Source organism: Photobacterium sp. Ph5 (assembly GCF_022129445.1).
In the GTDB taxonomy this organism is placed as follows: domain Bacteria; phylum Pseudomonadota; class Gammaproteobacteria; order Enterobacterales; family Vibrionaceae; genus Photobacterium.
This window is the reverse complement of the sequence record NZ_JADQAQ010000081.1, coordinates 1-10,696: the sequence shown is the minus strand read 5'-3', so window position 1 is coordinate 10,696 and position 10,696 is coordinate 1. Positions and strand designations below refer to the sequence as shown.

The window sequence follows — 10,696 nt, the reverse complement described above, 5'->3', positions numbered from 1 at the left end:
CATCTATAGGATCGTTCAACTGATCATTTTTGTCTTAACTGATCGGCATTACGCTGAAGCGTCCTTTTTTATATCTGATTTCAATGATTTTTAATTAAAGCAGCGCTTTTAAACGATAGAGCTCATCAAGTGCTTGACGTGGTGTTAACTCATCAGGATTAACGTTTGCTAAAGCTTCTTCTACTTCACTCGGATCTGGGATCAAACTTAATTGATGCTCTTCTTTAGGTGCGCCTGTTGTGATCGCGCTAGGTTGCAGAGCTTGCTGGTGACCAGATGCCTCCAATTGCTGTAGTTTGATCTTAGCGCGTTTAATCACCGTCTTAGGTACGCCAGCTAAGCTCGCTACTGCTAAACCATAAGACTTGCTTGCGGCACCTTCTTGTACAGCATGCATAAAGGCGATTTCATCACCATGCTCAACGGCATCAAGATGAACGTTAGCTAATCCTGTTAACAGTGATGGCAGCTCAGTCAATTCAAAGTAGTGAGTAGCGAATAATGTCATGGCTGAGATCTTATCTGCAAGCCATTCCGCACTTGCCCATGCCAGCGATAAGCCGTCATAAGTACTGGTACCACGACCAATTTCATCCATTAAGACTAAACTTTGCTTGGTAGCATTGTGAAGAATATTTGCAGTCTCTGTCATTTCAACCATGAAGGTTGAGCGACCAGAGGCTAAGTCATCAGAAGCGCCAATACGGGTAAAGATACGATCTAATGGACCAATTTTTACCGTTTCTGCTGGGACAAAAGAGCCAACATGGGCCATTAATGCAATCAATGCGGTTTGGCGCATATAGGTTGATTTACCACCCATATTAGGACCAGTAATAATTAGCATACGGCGGTCTTGATGCAGCGAAATAGGGTTGGCAATGAACGGTTCACTTAGCACATGCTCAACGACAGGGTGACGACCTGCTGTGATTTCTATGCCTGTTTCTGTCATTAACTCAGGGCGACAGTAATTAAGGCTATCAGCACGTTCCGCAAGGTTGGTTAATACATCAAGCTCTGATAATGCACTTGCTGCATTTTGCAGTTGTTCAAGGTGAGGCAATAGCTTATCAAACAGCTCTTCCCATAATTTTTTCTCAAGAGCGAGCGCTTTAGATTTTGAGTTTAAGACTTTATCTTCATGCTCTTTAAGCTCAGGGATGATATAACGCTCGGCATTTTTCAGCGTTTGGCGACGAACATAATGGCTTGGTACTAAGTGGCTTTGTCCACGGCTGACTTGAATGAAAAAACCGTGTACTTGGTTAAAGCCAACTTTCAAGCTATCAATATCATGACGCTCACGCTCACTGGCTTCTAATTCTTCTAAGAATTTAGTTGCGCCATCGGCTAAATCACGCCACTCATCAAGCTCTGCGTTATAACCCGGAGCAAGAACGCCACCATCACGAATGATAACCGGTGGGTTTTCAATAATGGCATGTTCAAGTAATTCACATAGCTCGTCCATTGGCGCTGCGTGAGAAGCTAAGTCGTTAATGCGTGCTTGGGGGATTTCTGCTAATAATTCAGCAAGTTCTGGTAGATACTGCATTGCAGTTCGCATACGCGCTAAATCGCGAGGACGTGCTGATCGTAGTGCTAAACGTGCCAAAATACGCTCTAAGTCACCCATGTGACGCAAGACGCCCGATACATCAACAAACATGCCGCTATCTTTAAATGCTTCAATGGCATCTAAACGACCATTTAATTGTTTTTGATCGCGAATAGGTTGGTGAAGCCAGCGTTTTAATAAACGACTACCCATCGGCGTTGCGGTTTGATCGAGAACGGATGCTAAGGTGTTGTCATAACCACCGGCTAGGTTTTGTGTTAGCTCTAGGTTACGACGAGTGGCAGCATCTAAGATCACCGCATGATCTTTTGTATCTAAAGTGATTGCACGAATATGTGGTAGCGCAGTACGTTGAGTATCTTTAACGTATTGCATTAAACAGCCTGCTGCACATAAGCCAAGTTCTGCATTTTCAACGCCGAAACCTACTAAGTCACGGGTACCGAATTGCAGAGTTAATTGCTGACGTGCTGTGTCTAGTTCAAATTCCCAAATAGGGCGACGGCGCTTACCTTTAAACGGTTCAACTAAATGCAGGTAAGTGAAATCTTCTGGATAAAGCAGTTCAGCTGGGCTTGTACGTTGAAGTTCAGCCTGCATTTCTTCTTCGCTGACAGGCTCTGTTAACATGAAACGACCAGAGGTGATATCTAAGGTTGCGTAGCCAAATTTATTATTTTCAGTATAAATAGCAGCAATTAAGTTATCACGACGCTCATTAAGTAAGGCTTCATCACTGACAGTACCAGGGGTGACGATACGCACCACTTTACGTTCTACAGGGCCTTTACTGGTCGCGGGATCACCAATTTGCTCACAAATCGCAACCGATACGCCTTGCTGAACCAATTTTGCTAAATAACCTTCAACCGCATGGTAAGGCACACCAGCCATTGGAATCGGTTCACCATTGGTTGAGCCACGTTTTGTTAGCGAAATATCAAGCAGTTGAGAGGCACGTTTCGCATCATCAAAAAACATTTCATAGAAATCACCCATGCGATAGAACAATAATATATCAGGATTCTCAGCTTTTATTCTTAAGAATTGCTGCATCATAGGTGTATGTTTTTCTAAGCCTTTTATCGTCACGATATTGCCTACTCTTGCTTGAACGTGGTCCTGCCTAAATCACAGCATAACCAATGAATATTGATCGCTAAGGATACGTGAATCTGTCTATAGGGCAAAGTGGCGAAATACGTTTTTTTAAGATATTTGCAACTGTCTTAGATAGGCGTAAAGTCAAGAGTCTAATTTTTAATTAGCATTGTGAAACGGGATCTCGGAAGGGAGCAAGTTAACAGTGTTAGCAAGGAGCATATAAAAATGAATATAGAACAGCTTGCGACAGATTTGGGCTTGGCATTAAAAAGTAAAAGTTGGGTTGCAACAACGGCCGAATCTTGTACGGGCGGCGGCGTAGCTTATGCGATCACTGAAATTGCGGGTAGCTCAGCCTGGTTTAATCGTTCGTTTGTTACCTATAGCAACGAAGCCAAACAAGAAATGTTAAGTGTTTCTAATGCAACCTTAGATGAATTGGGGGCGGTTAGCGAAGGCGTTGTGTTTGAAATGGCATGTGGTGCATTAGCTGCTTCACGGGCTGATATCAGTGTGGCGATCAGTGGCATTGCAGGTCCTGATGGTGGTAGTGAAGAAAAACCTGTAGGCACGGTTTGGTTTTGTTGGGCGGATGCAACAGGCTGGCGACAAACAACATGTTGTCACTTTGAAGGCGATCGAAAAAATATACGGTTACAAGCGATTGCTAAAGCATTGTCTGTCATGCTGGAACGAGTAACAAGTGTAACGGAGTAGTAGAAGGCTAATGCACATTTAACAAAAAAATCATGATGATCTATAGACACTGTATGAATAGACAGTATACTAGGCGATATAGAAATACTTCACTCATTTCATTTTAGCATCCGTTGGAGAGTCGAATGGACGACAACAAACAAAAGGCTCTTGCCGCAGCGTTAGGCCAGATTGAGAAGCAGTTCGGTAAAGGTTCAATCATGAAGTTGGGCGATAACCGTACTATGGATATCGAAACCATTTCAACCGGTTCATTATCACTAGATATTGCACTGGGTGCTGGTGGTCTGCCAATGGGACGTATTGTAGAAATTTACGGTCCAGAATCATCAGGTAAAACAACCTTAACCCTTGAAACGATTGCTGCAGCTCAGCGTAAAGGAAAAACCTGTGCTTTCATCGATGCTGAACACGCACTTGATCCTATTTATGCACAGAAGCTAGGCGTTGATATCGATCAGCTATTAGTTTCTCAGCCAGACACTGGTGAGCAAGCGCTTGAAATTTGTGATGCATTAGCACGCTCTGGTGCTGTTGATTTAATCGTTGTTGACTCAGTAGCTGCTCTAACACCTAAAGCTGAAATTGAAGGTGAAATGGGCGACTCACATATGGGTCTACAAGCACGTATGCTATCACAAGCTATGCGTAAGTTAACGGGTAACCTTAAACAGTCAAATTGTATGTGTATCTTCATCAACCAGATCCGTATGAAGATCGGTGTGATGTTTGGTAACCCAGAAACGACTACTGGTGGTAATGCACTGAAGTTCTACGCTTCTGTTCGTCTTGATATCCGTCGTACTGGCGCAATCAAAGAAGGTGACGAAGTTGTTGGTAATGAAACACGTATCAAAGTAGTTAAAAACAAAATAGCCGCGCCATTTAAGCAAGCTGAAACTCAAATCCTTTACGGGCAAGGTTTTAACCGTAATGGTGAGCTAATTGATTTAGGTGTTAAGCATAAACTAGTAGAAAAAGCGGGTGCTTGGTACAGTTACCAAGGTGATAAAATTGGTCAAGGTAAGGCAAATTCTTGCAAATACCTTGTAGAAAACCCTGCTATTGCTGCTGAAATTGAAAAGAAATTGCGTGATTTGCTACTAACTCCAGTTAGCGAGGGAGAGCAAGTTGACGAGAAAAACCTAGATATTAAAGAAGACGAAGCATTCTAAATTTCGTTGACCTAGTATCAAGAAACCCAATCTTAGGATTGGGTTTTTTTATATCTGATGCTTTTTATTAACAGAATGAAAATTAGATCCCCCTTATTGCTGTGTTTTTGATTTAATATAGATGAACGTTATTTTTTATTGACTAAAATATAACGGTAACTCATTGATATTATTCAATAGGTATATATATAGTGAAAGACGGTTTTTCGTTGTTTCGTTGGATTGGACGCATTTTTCGACGTTTTGCGCTATGGCTGTATAGCATTAGGCATATTTTTGTCGCGTTATTTGTATTGGTAAATAGTGGTTTAATTTTTCATACCATTTATGGTTTACCTATCGATCTGATCACGATTTTTAATGTGAAAGATTATGAGCAAATTAACCATAGCTTTTTAACCAACGCGCCTTATTTTATGTTGGGTGTCTTTATTGCGTTAAGTTCCATAGGGCTTTTTTTTCGTGCACGAATATCGTGGATGATCAGTTTCACTTTAATGATCATCGATACGCTTTACACCGCGCACATCCATCCTGATCAGACGCATAATATTCATTATGGTTTAATTTCTTTATTGATTTTGTTCTTAGCGCGTCGTCATTTTTCAAGAAGTAGTGTTGCTGCGGGTAGTATCTTTGCGTTAATTAGTGTGATTACTTTAATGTTAACGTCAACCTATGGTGCGCTGTATTTTGGTGATGGGTTTGAACCGAAAATTACGTCATTGCTGACGGCGTTTTATTATGCAATAGAAACCATGTCGACAGTGGGGTATGGCGATATAGTTCCTGTATCAGAACCCGCGCGATTATTTACTATCTCTGTCATTGTTTCTGGTATCACGGTCTTTGCCACATCGGCAACTTCAGTATTAGGTCCTGTTGTTCATAGTGGTTTTGAGCGACTTGTTAAAGGGAATACTAAAAAAATGAATAGAACCAATCATTTTATTATTTGTGGCTTATCTAGCCTTGCTATCAATACAATAAAACAGCTGTCTTCTCGTAAGCAACCTATTACCGTAATCGTATCACCTCGCACCCAACAAGCGGCCAAAGATTTACTTGAAGATTTGGATGTTGTGGTCGGAGATTACAGTGATGGCGAGATCTTGACTCAAGCCGGCGTAATGAATGCTAAATCAGTCTTGGCATTAAGTGATGATGACGCTGATAACGCCTTTATTGTGCTGTCTGCGATTGAGTTAGAAAGCAATGCACGTACAGTTGCATTAGTAAATGACAGTAAAAACATTAATAAAGTAAAAAGTGTTAATCCCGATATTGTGATTTCACCACAGCAGTTCGCCAGTGATATTTTGGCAAGAGTGCTAAATGGTGAAAGTATTGACAGCGATTCTATTGTTTCTTCACTTCTGAACTCTGTTCAAGGGTTATCAGAAAAAGAGATCTCGAAGTAGGTAGCCAAAGAGCGTTTATTTAATAAATTACACGAACGTCTTATTCAATCTTGAGCAATCACCTACCAAATGCATTAAATAATCGGATTATTTAGTGCATTTTCCCACATAACATTTTCAGTTATGGCTGCCGTTGTTTTACAATAGCTCCCAAAAAATTTATCTTAGTTCGATTACTCAGCTCGACCTTTTTACTAAAGTATGTTTTTCATACCCCAAAGGGCGAGGAGGAAGATCACATAAGTATGATTTTCTGTCTTTCAATAAAGCATTAATTCAGGATTTGCCAATGTACATGAGCACTGATGAGATCCGCCGTGCGTATCTTGCGTTTTTCGAGAGCAAAGGCCACCAAATAGTGGAAAGCTCTTCTCTTGTACCTGCGAATGACCCAACGTTGTTATTCACTAACGCAGGTATGAACCAATTTAAAGATACATTTCTAGGTCTTGAAAAGCGTAGCTATACCCGAGCGACAACGGCTCAGCGCTGTGTACGCGCAGGTGGTAAGCATAACGACCTTGAAAATGTAGGTTTTACTGCTCGTCACCATACTTTCTTTGAAATGTTAGGTAACTTCAGCTTTGGCGATTACTTCAAGCATGATGCTATTGCATACGCTTGGGAGTTCTTAACCTCTGTTCTTAAACTGCCAGCTGATCGTTTAGTCGTGACTGTTTATGAAACCGATGATGAAGCATTTGATATTTGGAACAAAGAAGTAGGTATTCCTGCCGATCGTATTGTTCGCATTGGCGATAAGAAAGGTGGTAAGCCTTTTGAGTCTGACAACTTCTGGCAAATGGGTGACACAGGTCCTTGTGGTCCATGTACGGAAATTTTCTATGATCACGGTGATCACATCTGGGGTGGTCGTCCTGGCACACCAGAAGAAGATGGTGACCGTTTCATCGAGATCTGGAACAACGTATTTATGCAGTTTAACCGTCAAGCTGACGGTACAATGGAGCCGCTACCTAAGCCTTCTGTTGATACAGGCATGGGTATTGAGCGTATTGCTGCAATCATGCAAGGCGTACACTCAAACTACGAAATCGACATTTTCCAAACGCTAATCAAAGAAGCAGCGAAAGTGATCGGCTTTGACGATCTCTCTAACCAATCACTACGCGTTGTGGCTGACCACATCCGTTCATGTGCTTACTTGATCTCTGATGGTGTAATGCCGTCAAACGAAGGTCGTGGTTATGTACTTCGTCGTATTATCCGTCGTGCAGTGCGTCATGGTAACAAACTAGGTGCACAAGGTGCGTTCTTCTATAAGCTTGTAGGTCCTCTTGCTGAAATCATGGGTACCGCTGGTGAAGAGCTAAAAGCACAGCAAGAACTTGTAGAAAAAGTCCTTAAGATTGAAGAAGACAACTTTGGTCGTACTCTTGACCGTGGTTTGACAATTCTTAACGAAGCACTAGATAACTTAGACGGTAAAGTGCTGGATGGTGAAACAGTATTTAAACTATACGATACGTACGGTTTCCCTGCTGATTTAACTAATGACGTTGCTCGTGAGCGTGGCTTCTCTATCGATGAAGAAGGTTTTGAAGCGGCAATGGAAGAACAACGTCAACGTGCTCGTGATGCGGGTAACTTTGGTGTTGATTACAACGATGCAATCAAAGTTGATGCTGAAACAGAATTCTGTGGTTACAGCGCAACTGATGGTGAAGGTGAAATTGTTGCCCTATACCGTGATGGCGTTGCTGTTGATAGCGTAAACGCAGGTGAAGATGCGTTAGTTGTACTAACGAACACACCATTCTACGCAGAGTCAGGCGGTCAATGTGGTGATAGCGGTATTCTTACTGCTGAAGGTGTACTGTTCAACGTTGCTGACACGCAAAAGTTCGGTGCAGCAATTGGCCATAAAGGTCAAGTAGCTGAAGGTACGCTAACTGTTGGTCAAAAACTAACAGCATCTGTAGATTCTGCTCGCCGTGCAGCAATTAGCCTAAACCACTCAGCAACACACCTAATGCACGCAGCACTGCGTAACATTTTAGGTGAGCATGTAGCTCAGAAAGGTTCATTAGTAAAAGCTGATGGTCTACGTTTTGACTTCTCTAACCTAGAAGCAGTTAAACCAGAACAACTACGTGCTGTAGAGATTATGGTTAACGACCAAATCCGTGCTAACCATGCGATTGAAACCAATATCATGGACATCGAAGCGGCGAAAGCGAAAGGTGCAATGGCACTGTTTGGCGAGAAGTACGACGATGAAGTACGTGTACTAAGCATGGGTGAGTTCTCAACTGAGCTTTGTGGTGGTATTCACGCTACTCGTACAGGCGACATTGGTCTATTTAAGATCCTATCTGAGAGCGGTATCGCTGCAGGTATTCGTCGTATCGAAGCGGTAACAGGTGCTGCTGCAATCGAAGCGATGCACACTGAAGATGCAATGCTTGCTAAGACAGCTCGTCTAGTGAAATCAGATTCAGCATCAGTTGTTAGCAAAGTGGAAGCATTAGTTTCACACAGCAAGCAACTAGAAAAAGAAATTCAACAATTAAAAGATAAGTTAGCGGCTCAAGAAGGCGCAAACCTTATCAACCAAGCGCAAGAGATCAACGGCGTTAAAGTTTTAATCGCAAAACTTAACGGTGCTGATAACAAAGCCCTACGTGGCATGGTTGATGAATTAAAGAATCAGCTAGGTAGTGGGGTAGTTCTACTAGGTAATGTAAGCGACGATAAAGTTGGCTTGATTGCTGGTGTAACAAAAGATCTTGTTGGCAAAGTTAAAGCGGGTGAACTAGTTAACCTAGTTGCTCAACAAGTTGGCGGTAAGGGCGGCGGTCGTCCTGATATGGCGCAAGCAGGCGGTACAGATGCAGCAGCATTACCTGCAGCACTAGAAACCGTTGCACCATGGCTAGCTGACAAACTGTAATCACTGGAGAGGTAATGTGGCACTATTAGTGCAGAAATTTGGTGGAACATCGGTTGGCTCGATTGAGCGAATTGAAGCGGTGGCTGAGCGTGTCATTAAAGCACGCCAGTCTGGCCATCAAGTTGTCGTTGTTCTTTCTGCTATGGCAGGGGAGACCAATCGTTTATTAGGTCTAGCCAAGCAAATTGACGAAGTACCAACCCCGCGCGAGCTGGATGTATTGCTTGCTGCGGGCGAGCAGGTGTCAATTGCCTTGTTAGCCATGGCATTGAATAAACGTGGCTACAGTGCGGTATCGTTGACAGCTGATCAGGTTGTTATTCGAACTGATAATGCATTTAATAATGCCACCATTCGTGAAGTAGAAACGCAACGAATGACAGCATTACTTGGCAACGATAACATTGTTATCGTTGCTGGTTTCCAAGGTCGTGATGTTGAAGGTAACATCACGACATTGGGCCGTGGTGGCTCTGATACCACTGCGGTTGCTATTGCAAGTGCGTTAGATGCTGACGAGTGTCAGATTTTTACTGATGTTGATGGCGTTTACTCTACTGATCCAAGAATTGTTCCAACAGCAATACGCCTCGATGTGATTCATTTTGACTACATGGCATCAATGGCTCGTTTGGGCGCGAAAGTGCTACAATTACAATCTGTTGAGTATGCTTGTCAGCATCGCGTTCCACTTCGTGTGCTTTCTTCCTTTGATGATGGTGAAGGGACGTTAGTAAATTTTGATAGTATGGTTTCATCAACTATCATTGGTATCGCGTTACAAAAGCAACATGCGTTGCTTGAAATAGCGCTTCCAGAAACTGAGATCAGTAAACAGTTAGCATTATTTGGTGGAACTGCGTGGATTATTGCTCATGCAAGTAGTGAGAATAAATCACAAATAGTTGTTGTAAATGATGATATTGCGCGCTTGAAGCTAGTTTTTGATAGTAAAATGCGCCATATTGGTATGGTCTCCATTCTTTCCTTGGTAGGAGAGAATACACAACATTATTTGGATTCTGTTCAAAAGGTGTTAAAAGAGGCTAGCATTAAAGTGCATACTTATCAGAGTGACGAAAAATGCTTATCTTTGTTAATTAATGATGATGATCATGTCGCTGCTGTAGATTTAATCCATAAAAAGTTTGTGGTTGATGGCCAAAGTCTGGATAATCAATCATATCTCGCTGTTTCTTGAGCAGTGGCTATTTACGAGTTCGTAAATAATATTGGATAATAAACGTTAAATTCTTATAAGATTGAGATGACTCAAGGAGCACATAAATGCTAATTTTGACACGTCGCGTAGGTGAAACCCTAATGATCGGTGATGAAGTGACCGTAACTGTTTTAGGTGTTAAAGGTAACCAAGTACGTATTGGTGTTAATGCACCTAAAGAGGTATCTGTTCACCGCGAAGAAATTTACATGCGAATTCAAGCGGAAAAAGAAACTGACTCTCAGGGTTCAGGCAACTATTAATTTGAAGAAGGTCTGGTATAAAAACCAGGCCTTTTTTGTATCTGTCATAAATTACGCGTTTAAATATTTATTTAATCGTAAGTAATGACAGTGCCGATTAAGTTAAAAGTAAGTGAATATTTCAACGCTTACGTTGTATAAATTACCTCATTGATTATTAAGTATGCATGCAGTTCGTGATTGTCATTTTTTATCAATAAAGTGATTGACTTATTTTTGACTGACAGTAATATGAGCCCCCGAAAGACGGTGAGGTGGCCGAGAGGCTGAAGGCGCTCCCCTGCTAAGGGAGTATACG

At 42.0% G+C, this 10,696-nt stretch carries 7 protein-coding genes; 6 read left to right on the top strand and 1 reads right to left on the bottom strand.

From position 1 onward, the window contains the following. Positions 1-94 precede the first annotated feature (94 nt). Positions 95-2,674 (bottom strand): DNA mismatch repair protein MutS, encoded by a 2,580-nt coding sequence (gene mutS / locus I3259_RS19300; protein WP_238031321.1) that lies wholly within the window; start codon positions 2,672-2,674, stop codon positions 95-97. A 237-nt stretch (positions 2,675-2,911) separates the two neighbouring features. Here mutS and pncC point away from each other — a divergent pair, with 237 nt between their 5' ends. The 6 genes from pncC to csrA all read left to right on the top strand — a co-directional run bounded on the left by pncC (position 2,912) and on the right by csrA (position 10,398). Next, the gene (gene pncC, locus I3259_RS19295; RefSeq protein WP_238031320.1) at positions 2,912-3,403 is read left to right on the top strand and encodes a nicotinamide-nucleotide amidase; all 492 of its coding nucleotides are present in this window, start codon (positions 2,912-2,914) and stop codon (positions 3,401-3,403) included. Between the two features lie 125 nt (positions 3,404-3,528). Next, entirely contained in the window at positions 3,529-4,578 is a 1,050-nt protein-coding gene (recA, locus tag I3259_RS19290) for a recombinase RecA (protein WP_238031319.1), read from the top strand. Positions 4,579-4,769: 191 nt separating this feature from the next. Then, the gene (gene kch, locus I3259_RS19285) at positions 4,770-5,999 is read left to right on the top strand and encodes a voltage-gated potassium channel protein (RefSeq protein WP_238031318.1); all 1,230 of its coding nucleotides are present in this window, start codon (positions 4,770-4,772) and stop codon (positions 5,997-5,999) included. Between the two features lie 289 nt (positions 6,000-6,288). Beyond that, positions 6,289-8,913 (top strand): alanine--tRNA ligase, encoded by a 2,625-nt coding sequence (alaS, locus tag I3259_RS19280; protein WP_238031317.1) that lies wholly within the window; start codon positions 6,289-6,291, stop codon positions 8,911-8,913. A 16-nt stretch (positions 8,914-8,929) separates the two neighbouring features. Continuing rightward, complete coding sequence (locus tag I3259_RS19275) at positions 8,930-10,114, top strand: aspartate kinase (RefSeq protein ID WP_238031316.1); 1,185 nt, start codon at positions 8,930-8,932, stop codon at positions 10,112-10,114. Positions 10,115-10,200: 86 nt separating this feature from the next. After that, the gene (gene csrA, locus I3259_RS19270; protein ID WP_005371488.1) at positions 10,201-10,398 is read left to right on the top strand and encodes a carbon storage regulator CsrA; all 198 of its coding nucleotides are present in this window, start codon (positions 10,201-10,203) and stop codon (positions 10,396-10,398) included. The last annotated feature ends 298 nt before the right edge of the window (positions 10,399-10,696 follow it).

Excerpts from the sequence above, each read along its gene's own strand:
- pncC (WP_238031320.1), top strand. The coding sequence starts at position 2,912 with ATGAATATAGAACAGCTTGCGACAGATTTGGGCTTGGCATTAAAAAGT.
- recA (WP_238031319.1), top strand. The coding sequence starts at position 3,529 with ATGGACGACAACAAACAAAAGGCTCTTGCCGCAGCGTTAGGCCAGATT.
- alaS (WP_238031317.1), top strand. The coding sequence starts at position 6,289 with ATGTACATGAGCACTGATGAGATCCGCCGTGCGTATCTTGCGTTTTTC.
- csrA (WP_005371488.1), top strand. The coding sequence starts at position 10,201 with ATGCTAATTTTGACACGTCGCGTAGGTGAAACCCTAATGATCGGTGAT.